Annotated in this window: 25 protein-coding genes, 2 tRNA genes and 1 rRNA gene; 17 read left to right on the top strand and 11 right to left on the bottom strand. The window is 34.5% G+C overall.

Annotation, left to right across the window (positions count from 1 at the left end):
- Positions 1–10: 10 nt before the first annotated feature.
- From rrf to FHL06_RS04675, 3 genes are all read left to right on the top strand, one after another.
- Positions 11–127: ribosomal RNA gene (rrf, locus tag FHL06_RS04685) — 5S ribosomal RNA — on the top strand.
- A gap of 9 nt (positions 128–136) precedes the next feature.
- Positions 137–209, top strand: a tRNA-Asn gene (locus tag FHL06_RS04680).
- Positions 210–223: 14 nt separating this feature from the next.
- Positions 224–314: transfer RNA gene (locus FHL06_RS04675), tRNA-Ser, on the top strand.
- Between the two features lie 177 nt (positions 315–491).
- Here the strand turns inward: FHL06_RS04675 and FHL06_RS04670 are convergent.
- The 10 genes from FHL06_RS04670 to FHL06_RS04630 all read right to left on the bottom strand — a co-directional run bounded on the left by FHL06_RS04670 (position 492) and on the right by FHL06_RS04630 (position 6824).
- Positions 492–1670 carry a tyrosine-type recombinase/integrase gene (locus tag FHL06_RS04670; protein ID WP_153385070.1) on the bottom strand — a complete coding sequence of 393 codons (1179 nt, stop codon included), beginning with the start codon at positions 1668–1670 and terminating at the stop codon, positions 492–494.
- Positions 1671–1834: 164 nt separating this feature from the next.
- The gene (locus tag FHL06_RS04665; RefSeq protein WP_153385069.1) at positions 1835–2173 is read right to left on the bottom strand and encodes a hypothetical protein; all 339 of its coding nucleotides are present in this window, start codon (positions 2171–2173) and stop codon (positions 1835–1837) included.
- The gene (locus FHL06_RS04660) at positions 2174–2665 is read right to left on the bottom strand and encodes a hypothetical protein (protein WP_153385068.1); all 492 of its coding nucleotides are present in this window, start codon (positions 2663–2665) and stop codon (positions 2174–2176) included. It lies immediately after the preceding gene.
- Positions 2666–2766: 101 nt separating this feature from the next.
- Positions 2767–2889 carry a hypothetical protein gene (locus FHL06_RS14915; RefSeq protein WP_272950448.1) on the bottom strand — a complete coding sequence of 41 codons (123 nt, stop codon included), beginning with the start codon at positions 2887–2889 and terminating at the stop codon, positions 2767–2769.
- 138 nt (positions 2890–3027) lie between these two features.
- Positions 3028–3348 carry a hypothetical protein gene (locus FHL06_RS04655; protein WP_153385067.1) on the bottom strand — a complete coding sequence of 107 codons (321 nt, stop codon included), beginning with the start codon at positions 3346–3348 and terminating at the stop codon, positions 3028–3030.
- Between the two features lie 85 nt (positions 3349–3433).
- Entirely contained in the window at positions 3434–4807 is a 1374-nt protein-coding gene (locus FHL06_RS04650; RefSeq protein WP_153385066.1) for an SNIPE associated domain-containing protein, read from the bottom strand.
- 113 nt (positions 4808–4920) lie between these two features.
- Positions 4921–5592 (bottom strand): hypothetical protein, encoded by a 672-nt coding sequence (locus FHL06_RS04645; RefSeq protein WP_153385065.1) that lies wholly within the window; start codon positions 5590–5592, stop codon positions 4921–4923.
- A 1-nt stretch (position 5593) separates the two neighbouring features.
- On the bottom strand, positions 5594–5962 hold the full coding sequence (locus tag FHL06_RS04640; RefSeq protein WP_010019093.1) for a hypothetical protein: 369 nt from the start codon (positions 5960–5962) through the stop codon (positions 5594–5596).
- A gap of 57 nt (positions 5963–6019) precedes the next feature.
- A complete protein-coding gene (locus FHL06_RS04635) occupies positions 6020–6442 on the bottom strand; it encodes an ImmA/IrrE family metallo-endopeptidase (RefSeq protein ID WP_153385064.1) in 423 nt (140 codons plus the stop codon).
- A complete protein-coding gene (locus FHL06_RS04630; protein ID WP_153385063.1) occupies positions 6426–6824 on the bottom strand; it encodes a helix-turn-helix domain-containing protein in 399 nt (132 codons plus the stop codon). Before FHL06_RS04630 ends, FHL06_RS04635 begins: the two co-directional genes overlap by 17 nt.
- A 145-nt stretch (positions 6825–6969) precedes the next feature.
- Between FHL06_RS04630 and FHL06_RS04625 the strand changes: the two genes are divergently transcribed.
- Both FHL06_RS04625 and FHL06_RS04620 read left to right on the top strand, forming a co-directional pair.
- Positions 6970–7182, top strand: coding sequence for a helix-turn-helix transcriptional regulator (locus FHL06_RS04625; protein WP_153385062.1), 213 nt, complete (start codon positions 6970–6972; stop codon positions 7180–7182).
- A 129-nt stretch (positions 7183–7311) separates the two neighbouring features.
- Positions 7312–7539, top strand: a complete 228-nt coding sequence (locus FHL06_RS04620) for a hypothetical protein (RefSeq protein ID WP_152999977.1) — start codon at positions 7312–7314, stop codon at positions 7537–7539.
- 202 nt (positions 7540–7741) lie between these two features.
- On the opposite strand, the gene FHL06_RS04615 is transcribed toward FHL06_RS04620, so the two are convergent.
- The gene (locus FHL06_RS04615; protein ID WP_153385061.1) at positions 7742–8371 is read right to left on the bottom strand and encodes a hypothetical protein; all 630 of its coding nucleotides are present in this window, start codon (positions 8369–8371) and stop codon (positions 7742–7744) included.
- A 130-nt stretch (positions 8372–8501) separates the two neighbouring features.
- Here FHL06_RS04615 and FHL06_RS04610 point away from each other — a divergent pair, with 130 nt between their 5' ends.
- The 12 genes from FHL06_RS04610 to FHL06_RS04560 all read left to right on the top strand — a co-directional run bounded on the left by FHL06_RS04610 (position 8502) and on the right by FHL06_RS04560 (position 14293).
- Complete coding sequence (locus tag FHL06_RS04610) at positions 8502–8981, top strand: hypothetical protein (RefSeq protein ID WP_153385060.1); 480 nt, start codon at positions 8502–8504, stop codon at positions 8979–8981.
- Complete coding sequence (locus tag FHL06_RS04605) at positions 8981–9163, top strand: helix-turn-helix domain-containing protein (RefSeq protein WP_010019101.1); 183 nt, start codon at positions 8981–8983, stop codon at positions 9161–9163. The genes FHL06_RS04610 and FHL06_RS04605 overlap by 1 nt, the downstream gene beginning before the upstream one ends.
- Before the next feature lie 12 nt (positions 9164–9175).
- Entirely contained in the window at positions 9176–9409 is a 234-nt protein-coding gene (locus tag FHL06_RS04600; RefSeq protein ID WP_010019102.1) for a hypothetical protein, read from the top strand.
- Positions 9410–9421: 12 nt separating this feature from the next.
- Complete coding sequence (locus FHL06_RS04595; protein ID WP_153385059.1) at positions 9422–9673, top strand: hypothetical protein; 252 nt, start codon at positions 9422–9424, stop codon at positions 9671–9673.
- Between the two features lie 61 nt (positions 9674–9734).
- Positions 9735–9857 carry a hypothetical protein gene (locus FHL06_RS14910; protein ID WP_272950446.1) on the top strand — a complete coding sequence of 41 codons (123 nt, stop codon included), beginning with the start codon at positions 9735–9737 and terminating at the stop codon, positions 9855–9857.
- Between the two features lie 2 nt (positions 9858–9859).
- Positions 9860–10777: a phage recombination protein Bet gene (gene bet, locus FHL06_RS04590; protein WP_153385058.1), complete on the top strand. Its 918-nt coding sequence runs from the start codon at positions 9860–9862 to the stop codon at positions 10775–10777.
- Positions 10701–11603: a PD-(D/E)XK nuclease-like domain-containing protein gene (locus tag FHL06_RS04585; RefSeq protein ID WP_238333962.1), complete on the top strand. Its 903-nt coding sequence runs from the start codon at positions 10701–10703 to the stop codon at positions 11601–11603. Before bet ends, FHL06_RS04585 begins: the two co-directional genes overlap by 77 nt.
- A gap of 11 nt (positions 11604–11614) precedes the next feature.
- Positions 11615–12511 carry a DnaD domain protein gene (locus FHL06_RS04580; RefSeq protein WP_153385057.1) on the top strand — a complete coding sequence of 299 codons (897 nt, stop codon included), beginning with the start codon at positions 11615–11617 and terminating at the stop codon, positions 12509–12511.
- Positions 12512–12702: 191 nt separating this feature from the next.
- Positions 12703–12981, top strand: coding sequence for a helix-turn-helix domain-containing protein (locus tag FHL06_RS15100; protein WP_153385056.1), 279 nt, complete (start codon positions 12703–12705; stop codon positions 12979–12981).
- Positions 12974–13444: a RusA family crossover junction endodeoxyribonuclease gene (locus FHL06_RS04570; RefSeq protein ID WP_153385055.1), complete on the top strand. Its 471-nt coding sequence runs from the start codon at positions 12974–12976 to the stop codon at positions 13442–13444. The genes FHL06_RS15100 and FHL06_RS04570 overlap by 8 nt, the downstream gene beginning before the upstream one ends.
- Positions 13401–14138, top strand: coding sequence for a Rha family transcriptional regulator (locus FHL06_RS04565; RefSeq protein WP_153385054.1), 738 nt, complete (start codon positions 13401–13403; stop codon positions 14136–14138). The genes FHL06_RS04570 and FHL06_RS04565 overlap by 44 nt, the downstream gene beginning before the upstream one ends.
- Positions 14135–14293 carry a hypothetical protein gene (locus FHL06_RS04560; protein ID WP_153385053.1) on the top strand — a complete coding sequence of 53 codons (159 nt, stop codon included), beginning with the start codon at positions 14135–14137 and terminating at the stop codon, positions 14291–14293. The genes FHL06_RS04565 and FHL06_RS04560 overlap by 4 nt, the downstream gene beginning before the upstream one ends.
- Positions 14294–14331 lie beyond the last annotated feature (38 nt).

The following is a 14331-nucleotide window of genomic DNA, read 5'->3' as shown; positions in this document are numbered from 1 at the left end:
GCGAAAATAGTGTGGTGGCGATAGTGAGAAGGATACACCTGTTCCCATGCCGAACACAGAAGTTAAGCTTCTCCGCGCCGAAAGTAGTTGGTGGGAAACTACCCGCGAGGATAGGGAGCTGCCACGCTGTTATTATTCCGGATTAGCTCAGTTGGTAGAGCATCTGACTGTTAATCAGGGTGTCGTCAGTTCGAGTCTGACATCCGGAGTTTTTTTTTACCTTGGAGAGTTGTCCGAGTGGTTGAAGGAGCATGATTGGAAATCATGTATACGGGTATTGACCTGTATCAAGGGTTCGAACCCCTTACTCTCCGTTAGAGGTCAGGCAACGTTGTGCAGAGTGATGCACGTAAATGAAAAAGAGCTGTTATATCAATGATATAGCGGCTCTTTTTTTGTATATTCATTTTTATCTTGTGCAACTGTATGAACTAAAATGCACCTAAATGAAGTCTTTTGTTGTCACGATGTTGTCACGGAATTAAACAGCATTATTTATCATCATCATTACTTTTTTTGGATTTCTTATCTAAATTATTTAAAGCATCTAAAATTTTATTATCAGATTTATCAGTAGCATGAAGGTAGATATTCATTGTTGTCGATAAGTCCTTATGTCCTAATCGCTTTTGCAAATCCTTAACAGTTAGATTAGGATTGTTATCAAGTAGCAATGTTCCATGTGTATGTCTGAATCCGTGAAGTGTTACGTTGTGATTTAAATCGATTGCATTATTTATTACTTTTTGCCATCTTCGTGGTGTATTGATGGAATAGTGATCATCAGTCGTAGTGCTGTAAAAAATATATTGGTTTTCCTGGTCCTTCAGGAAGACCTTTTTTTGTTGCAGCTTTTTCCAATTTTCTAGGACTGATACTGTTTCAGAATCAAGTATCAGGTTCCTGATATCTTCATTCTTAGTAGATTGAATGCTGTAGCCTTGATTATCGATGAATACCAGGGCTTTATTGATCATAATCTTATTACCATTGAGGTCTTTCCACTTTAAAGGAAGGATTTCCTCACGTCTTAAACCAGTAAATGCTATGAGTCTAAAGAAAGCATATTTTTCATAGTCGGATTTTCTAGCCATTTTTAAAAATCGTTCTTGTTCTTCAATAGTATAGAAATTTTTTCGATTTCTTTTCTTTTCAACCTCATCCATTCTGTTGCTACGCTTTGGAATAGATAAACGATCCATTGGATTTCTTGATATGTAATCACGTCTAATAGCTTCTTTAAACACGCTATTAGTATAGTTGCATACAATTTTGTAATGAATCAGATTGGCTACCCAATTATCCAGGGCTCTTTGACAGTCATTCACATCAATATCTTTAATATACTTTTCGCCGAAAAAGGGGATTATATGAAGTTCAAATACTTTTTTAGTTTTATAAAAAGTTGTTGGCTTAACTGTATTCATGTAACTACTAAGCCAAGCTTCATATATCTCTTGGAATTTAATATGGCCACCATGGCGGTCAAAGTCATTATTAAGTATTTCCTCCCTCAGATTGATGTAGGCAATCTCTGCTTCATTAGGTGTATAGAAACCACGTTTGGTAGTTGTGTGCTTGTCGTCGACCCTTATAGCAAATTTATATCTAGTTTGGCCATTCTTTAGAACATAGGGTTTTATTGTTTTTGAAACTCGTTTTCTAGGCATAAAATGCAACCTTTCATAAAAACGTAAGAAATCACGTTTTTTTAATTTTATATGTATGTAATTGGTACACTTAAATAATTAATTTTCGAGAAAACAGGAGATATTTTGAAATTTAGGGGCACGTATGTTCTTTTGACGTTAAAAATAAAAAGCCAATTAAGGCTTTATTTTGTTAGTAATGCGACTAGTAGACTAGTGAAAACCGCTCCAAAAATTCCTAGAATCCAATATAATATCTTATTGCTTGATTCAATTTGAGACTTCATACTAGTTATTTTTTCTTCGATGACATCTGATCGATGATCAATTTTTTCGGATAATAATTCTTGGGTGTGTTTAAGTTCCTCTTTGGTAGCGTATTTATCCATATCAGATCCACCTCCATCATTATTATAGTGATCTGAACTACTCTTACCAATTGTATCACTATCGAAGAAATTTATATCTTCAAGTGGAACGCGTTTAATTTTTTCATTATTAATAGGTATTACTTTATTATCCATCTATTTGCCCTGTTGAAGATAATAAGCAGGTATGACCGTACTAAAGAGATTTTCTCTGCTCATTTCTCCATCCTTTAATGATTCTCTATTTATAACAATATTCACCCCTAATAAATTAAAATTAGTACCAATGAAAGGTGATTTAAGTTCAAAGGTATAATCTAACTGAAAAACCCCGTTGTTTGATTGCAATTTTGGATTATCGGAATTAATTAACTCATTAACATTAGCCTTTATTCCGGCTGCTGGTTTTATACGTTCAAAGCCGTCAGGGCTGGGTGTATCCGATCTGTTATTCATAGCGTATAAATTAAAATCTAGGGACTGTATTATATTTGTTCCCATGGGTATATAAGTATCTACTTTTAAATTGATTTTTATTTTTGAATTATCATTGTCAGAAGTATATATTTCTCCTTCTAATAGTTTGATTTCAAATTTTGTAATGCAGGCGTCATAATTGACAGTATATTTATCGAAAGGGTTTTTCATGTAAATTCCTCCTAAAAAACGTACTTTTTATAAATTTCAATTTTATCTAAATCCAAATATTTGCAAAATATTCGCATCAACATAATTTTTGTATAAAAGAATCATTGTCCAGTATAGTTACCATTCTCATCAATATAGCCTTGTTCCATTCCTGTTTGAAGCTGTTGTTCGCCAAATGTTTTCATATTCTCTGGTGTACTTTGCAATGCTTGTAAAGTAGACATGCCGTGGTCAGCTTTATAAGCAGCAGGGGACTCACCATATTTGTTAACAAATCCTGTTAAAGTATTCTCATCATATGAGATACCGTTACTTGCTTGTTGTTGTGTATTCTGATTACTTTGAGCAGGTTGTTGCTGGCTTTACTGATTGTTGGTATTTGTACCTGATGCTTGTTGAGATTGCTGAGAAGTCTGATTTTGAGCCTGTTGGCCATTATTAGTTTGTTGTGAATCAGTTTGATTTGATTCTTGTTGATTGCCGTTATCAGTATTCTTTTGATTAGACTTATTAGAAGACTTTTTCTTTTTAGAAAGGGTCTTCTTTTTTGTGGTTTTCTTTTTAGCCACCGCTGTTGTTTTATCATTTTTGTCAGCAGAAGAACTGGATGACTTGTTATTTGAACATGCTACTAGTGAAAGAGTAGTAACAATTAGTAGAGCAGAAGTAATAATACGTTTCATTTCGATATCCCCCATATCGTGAATAATAGATTCCAGAGTTACTGTTAATTATTTTTGTGTTATATAAATTAATAAAATATAAACCCTAATATTCCAAAGCCAATGATTGATTATATTCAACTGCTTCTGGAATCTCATGAAAGTCAACCGTCAAATCCTTATATTCTTCTAAGACTTTTTCAATTTCATCAATTGATACGTGAAAATATTCTTTTCTATTATTAACTTTGTTGATACGTTTATCATTAAAACGTTGGTGTAATTCGGCTTCTAGTGAATATGCATCATATGAGAATATAAATGCATGAACATCAAATTTGAATGGAACAGATGCGGATCCTAATTCATCAATCCGTTCTTGAGGATCAAGTCTCCTTGTAACGCCAATTTTTACTACATCTGGTCCAAAAGAGCCGATATTTGAAATTATATAGACATAACCAGCCGTGGCATTTTCTTGTCGATAATCCAAATCGTTTTTCTCTGCTTCACCTTTAGAGATATTTTGATTTAGTTCATCAATGCTTTGCTGAACGTCGTCACGTTCTTTTCCCTCTAAAGTCGATAATTTAGCAGTAAGTTCTACGAGTGCTTTTTTATAATGATCAAGTTCTTTATTTAATTTCTTTTGAGCGTCTTGGATTTGCTTTTGTGCTTTTTTATCTTCTCGTTCACGTTCACGCTGTTCACGTAATTCGTCTTTTTCCTCTTGTTTCTTTTCAGAGTATTCATATGCTAGATGTAGTTCATCTATCTTGCTGTCCAAGTATTCAGGCGCAATAGAAATTCCATTCGGATCATTTAGTTTATTCAATTGGTCGTAGGATTTATGTATACGTTTCTCTATACGATCTATATTAGAATAAGTTATTTTGTTGATTGCAGCTTCGCATTCACCATTAAAGGCTCTAATCAGTTGTTTTCCGTTTTTCTTTTGCATTGAGCGGCCTTTTGCTTCTGAGTTGTTTAAGGTCATTGGGGTGAAAATAGAGTATGCTTCAAAGCTACGAATCATTCTTTTTTGTGTTTGACGGACCTCATCAAGACGAGCCTTATATCCAAGAGAATTTGCAAAATCATACCGTGGTTTATAGAGTCCGTATGACTGCATGTTCAATTTATCTTCAGTGTCATCCAATTCCTTTTTCAGTGATGATATTTGTGAAGTTAAATTCGAAATTTCATTACGTAAATTGGACTCTTCGGTGGTTAATTTAGACAATGTGCTTTCATGCGTTTTCACTATGTTACTAAGTTCAGATTTTTTTGAGCTTAATTCATCTTGTTTCTTTTTAATTAGTTCATTTAATTCAGCCGGTTTCATTTGACTAGCAGTTAATTTTAAATTGGCCTGTTGAGTAAGTTCATTGTTCCTATTTGTGAGTTCGGCGTTTTCATTTTTAAGTGTTTCTATAGTTTCTTTGTACTGCTGTGTTTTGAATAAGTCAGAAAGTGACATCATTTTACCCCTTACAAAATAGTTTTTTTGTCCTCATATCTTGAATGTATTTTATATACCTAGAATTTGCTTCTTCTTGGAACTGTCTAAAATAAAAAGCCGTTTCCGGCTAATTATTGATTTAAATTTAAAGTTATGTCGTAATCATGTTGAGCATTTTCATCTTCATAATTGTCTGTATCGTAGTAAGCATCAAACTTAAGACGTAATGTCTTCATATCACTAATCTTACTTAGCTTTTCAATAGGGAAGAGGATATCACCTTGTTTTGTAACACCTTTGGAGATTTCTCCCGCCCAATTTTCTTTGTACCCTTTAACGGTATCAAGAACAGCATCTACTTGTTGTCCGTCGTTTGTTACTAAGGTACCTTGATCAGGATAAGTCGTAATGTCTCTGTTAGCTGCGACACTCATATGAATGATAATATAGCCCTCAGCTTTAGTATTTGAGTCATCATCTGAAGTGTATGGATTCAATTTAAAGATAGATACCTTTGAGACTTTAATGTTGGCTGGTTGCCAAGAATTATCATTAAATGAAACGTCATAAGATTTTTGATCTAAAATCTTGTGATTATCGTAATTGATATCCAAGGTATCTTTATTTGAAGATGATTTTGTACCTTTTTCTGTTTGTGTTGTAGTGTGTCCAGATGCCTTATTAGAAGTATCGTCATCGGATGAGCTTCCACCACTACCAATCATTCCAAAAATAATAACAACTAAGACAACAACAATAAGCCAAAACCACCAAATTTTATAGAATGGTTTATTATTTTTCATCCTAGTTCACCCCCTTAGCATTTTTTGATGGGTGATGTAGGAATACGAATACAGTTCCAACGATTAATACAACCATAGCAGGGAATGCCATAGCACCTGACAAGAAGAATAGAGCGTTACCAATAATTCCTAGAACAGGTCCAACAATTGAAATATTGTGTTGTTTACTTTGAATTAGAGCAATAACATTAATAATTAAACCGATTGCGGCCATAACATAGAAGAATGTTCCTGCACCGTTTGTCATACTTGTACCATCAAATGCATCACTTGCAGCCGTACTAAAAATAACAGGCCATGAAACTGCAAACAAAACACAGTTAATAATATCTAGAATCCCAGTCCAGATGTTTATTTTTAGATTTTTCATAATAAAAAAATCCCCCCTAAATTTCAGCTTTTAATGTCGTCAGTATTTGGACAAAAATTAGTTTCCTAAAAATGGTAATCCGTAATTATATCTTAAATCCTTGTAAGTATCAGGTAAATGACCATTCTCTTCAATATAAAGATTAGTGACCACAGCCATAGCAAAGGTATCTGCTTCACGCTCAGTTTTACGTTCATGAACCTTATTTGATATGTAGTAGGCTGCTAGGCCATTATGCTCAAGAACATGTCCAATTTCGTGAGCCAAAACAAAATAACGTTGATTTGAATATTTGATATTATTTGACATCATTATTACTGGTACATCAAAGAAATAGACCGTTTTGGCCAATGGCTTTGGTAATAGTTCTTTCCATTGAATATCTAAATTTAGCTTGTCCGCCCAAGTGAAAGGATCAAAGGTGCCATACCTTTGGCCGATGGTGAAGACAAGCTTATTTAAATCACTTGTTTTCCCCATTTTTCTTTGCTTCCTTTGCCTTAATCTTTTTAAGTTTTTCCCAAAAAATTTGAGTCATGGCAATTTCAACTTTTTCTTTTTCCTCTTTAGTTAAGTCCTCACCATCAAAAGTCATTCCACCCTGGGAATTTTCATCAATGAAGTTTCTAAGCTCAAGAGTATCTTTTTTTGTTGCCCATTCGGGGGTCTGATTACGACCTAATAAATAATCAGTAGAGACATTAAATATATCAGCTAGTTTGTCAACTGTGGATAGAGATGGCTCTCTTGTGCCACGTTCCCAAGCACCAATTGTTTTAGAGGACACCCCAATTTTATCTGAAAGTGTCTCTTGGGTATATCCATTTTGAACACGAAGTTCTCTTAGTTTTTTACCGAACATATTGTCACCTCTTAGTATTAATGATACTACAATATGTAGTATAAAAAGAACCTACAAAAAGTAGTGTTTTCGTGTTGACATACTACAAAACGTAGTTTATTATAATAACTGTAATAACTACAAAACGTAGTTAGGAGGTGATTCAATGAATAATACGAATAAGCTAAAAGAGATCCGAGAAAATAAAGATATGAAACAAATTGATCTTGCTTTAATGCTTGGTGTATCACAAAGAACCATAAGTGCATGGGAAACAGGGAGACGTACGCCGTCCCCAAAATTCATGCAACAAATTGAAGATATTTTCAACGTTCCAAAAGAAGATATTTTTTTTACAGCTTTTAGCTACAAAATGTAGTGAATAATATTTACACACTAATAGTACACAAACACCGATTAACACATCCATGTCTAATCATTAACTCAAGTTTACTAATAAGCTGTTTCAGTTATAGATAGGATATGGAGACAAATAAACGAGAAGGGGATGATAACGGTGAAAAATGAAGAAATCGAGTTATTAAAAGAATTAAAGAATGAATTAATTAAAACTCGAAGAATGATTTTCTTTATACATTGTCAAAATTATTACGATAAATATGGTATTTATCCTGATGCACTATATGAAGTTGATCCTGAAGAATTAAAAAAAGTCGGTATCAATTTAGATACCGACAAAGATATTTACAACTATCAGAAGGAATCAAGAAAATGAAAACAAGTAAACCGAAAATTAATATTGATGTTCGTTTAAATTCTTTAGATGAACAAAAAGGGTTGCTACTTCAGATTCTCTAAGGAGGTAGTAGAGATGATAGACCAAGGTGAAGAATACTTTATATTTTCATCAGCAAGAAGATTCAAAACATATGAGGACGCAAGTGATTTCCGAGATAAATATTTTCCTGGAGAGCCAGTTATGACACTTCTTTCACGTGAAAAGGCAGAGAAACTTCTTTTGTCTCGGAAAAAACAAAACCACGCTTTGGACGTAAACACTTTGGAACGAAACGTGAATGACGAAGGCGACCAAGTAAATTATGAGGTTGAGCAAGCTTCATCAAAACTATCCCATTTTCGCATGGTTCCTTGGAATGAAAAATTAAATCCAGTTGAACAAAACCGTGTGATTGTACGGTTCCATAGTTGGCCTGTGGCAGCCATACTGCAATTGGTTCATTGGATATTCCGTCGGCATTAACGGAAGTAATTGATTCAGCCTTTATACCGTTTAAGTTATTCATGCTGTTAAATGTGAGATTTGTGTAATAAAAAACTTCATGAGTATTTAAAGTTACTCTGAGATCAAAAAAACTTACATCATCTTCTGAAGGATTAATAAGCCACACAGATAAACGCTGAGTACTTGATTTTTTATTAACTAGGGAAGTTCCATTATTTAGGCCAATTTCAGAGATTCGTTGAGTTTTTTCGTCAGCTCGCACAATTAGCTTTGAATGTTCCTGTTTCCAAGCTATAAAGCCAGCTATTGCAGTAATAATCGCAATCCATTGAGTAGATATTTGTTTTATAAGCCAATCAATCATTTTTTACCTCGTTAAATGGGAAAAGGTTTAATTGTTTTATCTTAGTTAGATTCATGTTATTCACCACCTTTCTTATTCAAATTATAGACGTTATGTACAGATACGAAAGGCAAAAAAGGAGGTGATTGTTTTGAACGATGTGGATATTTTCGCAGAGTTTTTAACAATGAAATATGAGAAAAATATAAGTCCTGGGCAATTAGCAAATGCCGCAGGCGTCAGTGAACGAAGTACATACGATTGGATGTATAACAAGCATATTCCAGACAAGTATTTGGATTCAATCACTTCATATTTTAAAGATGGATTCTTTACTTACGCTGTAATTTGCTACAAATACAATTATCCGTTTATTGATTTTAGAAAGAGATACCGAAGTGATTCATTATCAATGATTCTCGCTTGTGTGAAGGAAGCTCATGAAAGTGATTTAGCCTTTACTGATTTAGAAGAAATCCTTAGCCAAGTCGAAGATGATGACAATATTAGATATTCCAGGGATGTTAAAGAAGTAACGGAGTCAGCAGCAATATCCTTTATAATCTCGATTCAATTGGGATATGAACGACACATGACACCAAAACTAGTAATGATTGAAGGTCGAAAATAATGGCAAAAGCAAATGAATTCTTAACCGTCGATGAAGCTGCAGCATATGCATTGGTTAAGCGTAGAACCATCTACAACTGGTTACATCAAGGCTTACCAAGTTACAAGTTAGGCAGACGTCGTATTGATCCAGATGATTTAGATGAGTTCATCAGTAAGAAAAAACAAAATATTTTAATTTAAGGAGTTTTGATTATGTTTGATCCAGAGGAATACAAGAGACAAAGAAAACTAGCAAAGAGCTCTTTCAAAATTGAACAGGTTCCAGAAAAGACACTATTACTAATCAAACAAGGGTTCTCAAACATGGAGGAATCATTTGATACGCAAATACCTGAAGAACTCATTTACGAATGGTCTGAAGCTGATTTAAATGCAAGCTTGATTCGTTCAGAAAAGGATAAATATACGTACAGATTCACATTTTAGGAGGTGATACAGATGTTTACATCAGATGCAATCTTTGGTTTTGGGATGTTTATTGTAATTGGTTTAGGAATTGGTTCAGTTGCCGAAGAAGAAGGAGGTTTCCTAAATATGTTTGATATTGATGATAAGAAACGTAAATCAGTTCAAAAGTTTTGGCACAAGCATCTTGATTCATTGTTTGGCAAATCAGATAAGGTCACTACTGATACTTATACAGACCGTACACCTGAAGCCATAAAAAAAGACTCTCTATCCACTAAATAGAGAGTCCAAGGTATTACTAATAATTTATACATTTATTTTAACACAAAAGGAGAATCACACTATGGTTGATTTTAATTATGATGTTCATTTATCCGATGAACAAAGCAAGATTGATGAAGATAGCTTATATGAACGTAAGCAAGAAGAATGGGACATTTTAGCAGATAAGGGAGAGGAATATTAATCATGACAAATGAAGTTAGTAGAAAAGACGACAAAATGGAAGTTGAATATAAAGTCAATGGTCAAAACATCAAATTGACGGGCAACATGGTCCAGAACTTTCTAACAAATGGTAATTCAAAGATTACACCACAAGAAACCATGATGTTTTTATCATTGTGCAAATATCAAAAATTGAATCCATTTATTAATGAAGCTTACATCATCAAATATGGATCAGCACCAGCTCAAATTATTGTTTCCAAAGAGGCCTTTATGAAAAGGGCTGAATCGAATCCAGACTATGACGGTATTGAAGCAGGTTGTATTGCTATCAATGAAGATGATGACGAGCCTAGATATACCAAGGGTGCTTTTATTCTTTTAGATGAGACCTTAGTTGGTGGTTGGGCACAAGTTTATCGCAAAGATAGAAAAATACCTACAAGAATTGAAATTTCATTAACTGAGTTTCAAAAAACAAAAAATGGACGTCCATCATCAACCTGGGCTTCCATGCCGGCCAATATGATAAGAAAGACCGCTATGGTAAATGCTTTACGTGAGGCATTCCCACAAGATTTAGGAAACATGTACACAGAGGACGATAAACAAGAAGCTAGTGAAACACCTAAAAATGCAAGTCAAGCATCTCAAGGCAATATAACAAATATCAATGATTTGGCAAAGACCAAAAAGGAACAAATTAAAGTAGCTAACGACCCTAAGGATGTCACCCCTAAAGCTGAAGATAAAAAGCCTGTTCAAAAGGTTCAAGTACGTAAGCCCGTTGATCTAAATCAACTAGATAAATTTGAAAAAGAACAAAAAGCGTTTTTGAAACAAGCTAAAGAAGGAGGAATTGATGACGATGCTGAAACAAATGGATCAGAGCCAGTTAAAGAAGACCCAAATCAAACAGAACTCTTTGACACAAAATAATTACTACGATTTATCTACTGATATTTCTTGGCAATCGCCAACTTTCTTCAAAAAGTTTTTAGCATGTGAAGCTGAAACTATGGCAGAACTTAACAAAGAATACAAGCCAGATTTTAAAGAAGCGCTGTTAGTTGGAAATTATCTACATACTTATTTTGAAAGTCCAGAAGCACATTTGAAGTTTGTATTTGATAACAAGTGGGATATCTTTTCAAAAAAGAAAGCCACTAAGAAGGATGCTGCTGATGGTTTAGATAGAAATGGGCAGGTTCTAAAGAACAGTATTACTGCGCCATTTGAACAAGCTGAGAGAATGATACAGGCTCTGGCAACTGATGAAGGTTTTATTGATAACTATCAAGGTGATAAAGAAGTTATCGTTACAGGTCAAATTGACGGTGTTAACTGGAAGGGCAAAGTTGATTGTTTAAATCTTGATAAAGGTTACTTCATTGATCTAAAAACTACTCAGCAACTTGATAAAAAATATTGGAATGTTGAGGAACATGGATGGGATTCATTTGTAGCTCATTGGAATTATCAACTTCAAATGTACGTCTATCAACAGCTAATACTTCAAACGTATGGAGTTTTATGTACACCATACATAATTGCCGTAACTAAAGAAAAGATTCCTGCCAAGGCTATTATTTCGATTCCAGAAGAAAGAATGCTGGAAGCTGAAGATCAGATTTATGAAATGCAGGACCATATTGAAGATGTTAAAGCCGGACGTGTTGAACCAACTAGATGTGGCAAATGTGATTATTGTAAGTCAACCGCAAAACTAGGAAAGATTGTCAGCATGGATGACTTAATAGAATAGGGGGTGCAAATTTGGATTACTTCAAGCAAAGACGAGCTTACAGAAAGCTGAAACGGGACCAAATAGACATCTCAACTGGTCAAAATAATCTGTATCGCGAGTTATTGGACTATGCGAACGATGAGTACCAGCTGGATACGCTATTTACCTTAAAGAATTCTGCGTTGCTTGATCTTACTGGATTATCCGAAGCCGGAATGAAAAAGGCTAGGAATGAATTAGTTCAACTTGGATTAATCAAATACGTCCCTGGTAAGAGAAACCAACAAAAACCGAAATACCAAATAATCAAGCTTTACAGTACCAGTTGGGACACTACAAACAGTAAAAGTAGCTCAACTGGTACCCCAAACAGTAGCTCAACTAGTAACCCTACTAGTAGCTCAACTGGTAGCTCCAAAGAACTTACTAGTACTAGTACTTATAACCTAACTAGTAACTCTAATAATAATCAAGATGATCCTAATCCATTCGTGCCATTGATCAACATGTACCAGCAAGAGTTTGGAATCATGTCACCGACAGCCAAACAACAAGTATTTGATTCAGTCAGTGACTTTACTAAGGGCGGTGCTACCGATCAACAAGCTTCTGAAATTATCCAGTATGCCATTAGCATTGCTGTTAGTTATAACAAGCGATATTGGAATTACACCAGCAAAATACTTGATGACTGGGTTAATCATAGTTTATTTGATCTGGACAACATCAAAGCTTATCAAAATAAACCACATAATCCAAAAGGCAGCTACAAGAATTTTAATCATAAGCCTAAAGAACAGGCAACTGATTGGGACAAGTTAAAAGCTAAAGAACCTTTGGATAACTCGAGCAATTTACAAGATAGATTAAAAAAATTAAGGGATGAAAAAAATGTTACAAGGCAAGACAAAAACACTGTCATATAGGCGTCCACAGGCACCTGTTTCAGATGATAGACGGACAGTTATAGACGAAATATCCAGAGAAAGCGTGTATCTGGAAAGAGTAATTGACAATTTACAACATCAATTTGAGCACATGGATTATTTGAGAAATAATCACTCTGATTTATTTTCAAGTCCATTTCTCATGCTGAAGCTTGAAAATTCACTTCTCAATGCGTACAGCTTACGGAAATGCTACGATGCTGAGCTTAGAAAGTTGGTGGCTGAAAATGGTTAAGTTTGATCTAAGAGATTTGCTAATTCCAAGAAATTTGACATTAAGAGAGTTTTCTGAAATATCAGGGATCAATTATTGGACCGTAGTACACATGTCACAGAGAACGTACAAGTCAATAAAGATCACTGATGTTGAGAAAATCTGCGAGGCTTTAGACATCATGCCAAATCAATTATTCGGATACGAAAGTAAGAGAGAGATAGCAAGTGAGTAATCAATTGAAATTAATAATCGATGGTGAACCAGTACCAGCCTCACGTCCTCGTTTTAGCTCACAAGGTGGCAAAAAGAGAGGCTATATCGACAAAAAATATCGGATTTACAAAAATGGAATCAAAATGCTGTACTGGGATAAGTATCATAACAAACAGCTTTTTGAAAAAGGTGCTCCTCTCGTTGCACACATACGCTTTTACAGAAGAATCCAAAAAGGATTATCCAAAGCAGAGCATAAGAGGCGTGCTAATCATGAGGTAAAGCCGACTGTGAAGCCCGACTTGGACAACTACGAGAAAGCTATTTTTGATGGCTTAGCAAAGGCTTGGTTCGATGATGGGCAAATTTGGAAACACGACACTGAAAAGAATTACGACGAGCACCCACGTACTGAAATTTTAATTGAGGAGTGGAAAAATGGACGATTTAGTAATTATGAAAGATCAGCAAGCAGTAACTAGCAGCTTACAAGTAGCGAAAACATTTAATAAGAACCATCGAGATGTATTGAGAGCAGTTGATGATTTAAAAGAGGGGGTTGCGCAAAATTGGGCAGACCTATTTTACGAAGATACATATACTCATCCTCAAAATAAACAGCAATATCGAATTATTTATATGAATCGTGATGGATTTACGCTATTGGCTATGGGATTCACCGGCAAAAAAGCAATTAAATTTAAGCTTAAATACATTGAAGCCTTCAACAAAATGGAAAGTCACATTAAAACTGGCGGTTTCAAAGTTCCATCAACAATGGCAGAAGCTTTACGTCTAGCTGCAGATCAGCAAGAACAAATTGAAACTATGAAGCCAAAAGCTAATTATTTTGATAAAATCATGGCTAGTAAATCATTAATGATTACTACGACAATCGCAAAGGATTATGGAATGAGTGCCAAAGCATTTAATGACCTACTTAAAAAACTCAAGATTCAATACAAATTGGGTGGCATCTGGTATTTATATTCTAAATATCAAGATAACGGCTGGGTTAGCTCATCAACACGAATGATTGATGGCAAGCCACGTACCTTAACCAAATGGACACAAAAAGGTCGTGTAGGACTATACAACCTATTAAAAGCTCACGATATTGTTCCTATGATTGAAAAGCTAGATATTACTACTGTGACTATTGGAGGGCAACAATGATAAATATTGATAAAAAAAAGGCCAATTCAATTAAGAATTGGCAGAATATAGTGATTGTAAATAATGATTCAGAGCCAATTGCCGTAATTTCAGACAATCAGATAATATTGAAAAGTGGTTATAAATATGAGATTGATGTTGGATTAGACAATTAGCCCAAATTATTAATATTGTGCAGAACGAAAGTTCTTAT

It is taken from the genome of Companilactobacillus halodurans (genome assembly GCF_009600985.1).
Taxonomy (GTDB): domain Bacteria; phylum Bacillota; class Bacilli; order Lactobacillales; family Lactobacillaceae; genus Companilactobacillus; species Companilactobacillus halodurans.
The sequence above is the reverse complement of the archived record's forward strand: the minus strand, read 5'-3'. Positions and strand labels throughout refer to the sequence as shown.

Excerpts from the sequence above, each read along its gene's own strand:
- FHL06_RS04670 (WP_153385070.1), bottom strand. The coding sequence starts at position 1,670 with ATGCCTAGAAAACGAGTTTCAAAAACAATAAAACCCTATGTTCTAAAG.
- FHL06_RS04665 (WP_153385069.1), bottom strand. The coding sequence starts at position 2,173 with ATGGATAATAAAGTAATACCTATTAATAATGAAAAAATTAAACGCGTT.
- FHL06_RS04660 (WP_153385068.1), bottom strand. The coding sequence starts at position 2,665 with ATGAAAAACCCTTTCGATAAATATACTGTCAATTATGACGCCTGCATT.
- FHL06_RS14915 (WP_272950448.1), bottom strand. The coding sequence starts at position 2,889 with ATGTCTACTTTACAAGCATTGCAAAGTACACCAGAGAATATGAAAACA.
- FHL06_RS04655 (WP_153385067.1), bottom strand. The coding sequence starts at position 3,348 with ATGAAACGTATTATTACTTCTGCTCTACTAATTGTTACTACTCTTTCA.
- FHL06_RS04650 (WP_153385066.1), bottom strand. The coding sequence starts at position 4,807 with ATGTCACTTTCTGACTTATTCAAAACACAGCAGTACAAAGAAACTATA.
- FHL06_RS04645 (WP_153385065.1), bottom strand. The coding sequence starts at position 5,592 with ATGAAAAATAATAAACCATTCTATAAAATTTGGTGGTTTTGGCTTATT.
- FHL06_RS04640 (WP_010019093.1), bottom strand. The coding sequence starts at position 5,962 with ATGAAAAATCTAAAAATAAACATCTGGACTGGGATTCTAGATATTATT.
- FHL06_RS04635 (WP_153385064.1), bottom strand. The coding sequence starts at position 6,442 with ATGGGGAAAACAAGTGATTTAAATAAGCTTGTCTTCACCATCGGCCAA.
- FHL06_RS04630 (WP_153385063.1), bottom strand. The coding sequence starts at position 6,824 with ATGTTCGGTAAAAAACTAAGAGAACTTCGTGTTCAAAATGGATATACC.
- FHL06_RS04625 (WP_153385062.1), top strand. The coding sequence starts at position 6,970 with ATGAATAATACGAATAAGCTAAAAGAGATCCGAGAAAATAAAGATATG.
- FHL06_RS04620 (WP_152999977.1), top strand. The coding sequence starts at position 7,312 with ATGATAACGGTGAAAAATGAAGAAATCGAGTTATTAAAAGAATTAAAG.
- FHL06_RS04615 (WP_153385061.1), bottom strand. The coding sequence starts at position 8,371 with ATGATTGATTGGCTTATAAAACAAATATCTACTCAATGGATTGCGATT.
- FHL06_RS04605 (WP_010019101.1), top strand. The coding sequence starts at position 8,981 with ATGGCAAAAGCAAATGAATTCTTAACCGTCGATGAAGCTGCAGCATAT.
- FHL06_RS04600 (WP_010019102.1), top strand. The coding sequence starts at position 9,176 with ATGTTTGATCCAGAGGAATACAAGAGACAAAGAAAACTAGCAAAGAGC.
- FHL06_RS04595 (WP_153385059.1), top strand. The coding sequence starts at position 9,422 with ATGTTTACATCAGATGCAATCTTTGGTTTTGGGATGTTTATTGTAATT.
- FHL06_RS14910 (WP_272950446.1), top strand. The coding sequence starts at position 9,735 with ATGGTTGATTTTAATTATGATGTTCATTTATCCGATGAACAAAGCAAG.
- bet (WP_153385058.1), top strand. The coding sequence starts at position 9,860 with ATGACAAATGAAGTTAGTAGAAAAGACGACAAAATGGAAGTTGAATAT.
- FHL06_RS04585 (WP_238333962.1), top strand. The coding sequence starts at position 10,701 with ATGACGATGCTGAAACAAATGGATCAGAGCCAGTTAAAGAAGACCCAA.
- FHL06_RS15100 (WP_153385056.1), top strand. The coding sequence starts at position 12,703 with ATGCGTACAGCTTACGGAAATGCTACGATGCTGAGCTTAGAAAGTTGG.
- FHL06_RS04565 (WP_153385054.1), top strand. The coding sequence starts at position 13,401 with ATGGACGATTTAGTAATTATGAAAGATCAGCAAGCAGTAACTAGCAGC.
- FHL06_RS04560 (WP_153385053.1), top strand. The coding sequence starts at position 14,135 with ATGATAAATATTGATAAAAAAAAGGCCAATTCAATTAAGAATTGGCAG.